This is a genomic window from Streptomyces sp. NPDC005070, from assembly GCF_053600395.1.
Genome location: NZ_JBSFZS010000482.1, coordinates 1 through 1558, shown reverse-complemented (window position 1 = coordinate 1558; position 1558 = coordinate 1). Strand labels below are relative to the sequence as shown.

At 69.0% G+C, this 1558-nt stretch carries 2 protein-coding genes; both read left to right on the top strand.

Annotated features, from left to right (window positions below; genetic code table 11):
• Positions 1 to 679, top strand: a 679-nt coding sequence (locus ACWEBX_RS40440; RefSeq protein WP_451889681.1) for a GMC oxidoreductase, incomplete at its 5' end; no start/stop codon positions are given.
• 3 nt (positions 680 to 682) lie between these two features.
• Positions 683 to 1519, top strand: a complete 837-nt coding sequence (locus tag ACWEBX_RS40435) for a 5,10-methylenetetrahydrofolate reductase (protein WP_451889680.1) — start codon at positions 683 to 685, stop codon at positions 1517 to 1519.
• Positions 1520 to 1558 lie beyond the last annotated feature (39 nt).

The window sequence follows — 1558 nt, the reverse complement described above, 5'->3', positions numbered from 1 at the left end:
GCTCTTCCGCAAGGGCCCCGCCTCGACCAACCACTTCGAGGCCGGCGGCTTCGCCCGCAGCAACGAGGACGTGGACTACCCCAACCTGATGTTCCACTTCCTGCCGATCGCGGTCCGCTACGACGGCTCCTCGCCCGCCGGCGGGCACGGCTACCAAGTGCACGTCGGTCCCATGTACTCCGACGCCATCGGCTCGGTGAAGATCAAGAGCAAGGACCCGAACGAGCACCCGGCGCTGCGCTTCAACTACCTGTCCACTGGACAGGACCGCCGCGAGTGGGTCGAGTCGATCCGCGTCGCCCGCAAGCTCCTCAACCAGCCCGCGCTGGCCCCGTACAACGACGGGGAGATCTCACCGGGCCCGTCCGTGGAGAGCGACGAGGAGATCCTCGCCTGGGTCGCGAAGGAGGGTGAGACCGCCCTGCACCCCTCGTGCACCTGCAAGATGGGCACCGACGAGATGTCCGTCGTCGACCCCACGAGCATGCGCGTGCACGGTGTGGAGGGACTGCGCGTCGTCGACGCGTCGGTGATGCCCTATGTCACCAACGGCAACATCTACGCGCCGGTGATGATGATCGCGGAGAAGGCGGCCGACCTCATCCTGGACAAGGACCCATTGGCGCCTTCCAAGGCCGCGTACTACCGGTACCGCGACGCCCAGAAGCAGGCCGGTTAGACCTTGGACGGCGATCACTTCCGGGCGCTGCTGCACAGCGTCCGCTACGAGGTGCTGCCTGCGAAGGCGACCGAGGACAAGGTCCTCGCCCATGTACCGCGCGACGTCGTCGTCACCGTGACGGCGTCGCCGGTCAAGGGCCTGGAACCGACGCTCGACCTCGCCACCCGGCTCACGGCGCACGGCTGTCGCGTCGTCCCGCACGTGCCCGCGCGGCTGCTGCGGGACGACGCGCATCTGAAGGATGTCGTCGACCGGCTCCGGGAGGCGGGCGTCGACGACGTCTTCGTCCCGGCCGGCGACGCCGATCCGCCGGCCGGGGCCTACGACGCGGCGCTACCGGTGCTGCGCAGGCTGATCGAGCTGGGCAGCCCCTTCGCTCATGTCGGCATCACCGGTTACCCCGAGAGCCATCCGCTCATCCACGACGACCTCACCATCCAGGCGATGTGGGACAAGCGCGCGTACGCCACGTACATCGTGAGCAACCTCTGCTTCGACGCGCGCGTGCTGGGTGACTGGGTCGGCCGGATACGCCGCCGCGATATCACCCTGCCCGTCCACGTGGGCGTCGCGGGGCCGGTGCAGCGGGCGAAGCTGCTGTCCATGGCGGCGAAGATCGGGGTGGGGGAGTCGACGCGCTTTCTGACCAAGCACGCCTCGTGGTTCCTGCGCTTCGCGACCCCCGGCGGTTACTCGCCCGAGCGGCTGCTCGCCCGTTCCGCGGGCGCGCTCTCTTCTCCGTCGGCGGGGGTCGCCGGCCTGCACCTCTTCACCTTCAACCAGATCGCCGAGACCGAGCGGTGGCGCTGCGCTGCGCTTGACCGGTTGGGAGGGTAGGGCCTGTCCGGCGGATCATGTCGGAGTCTCCTCCGACAT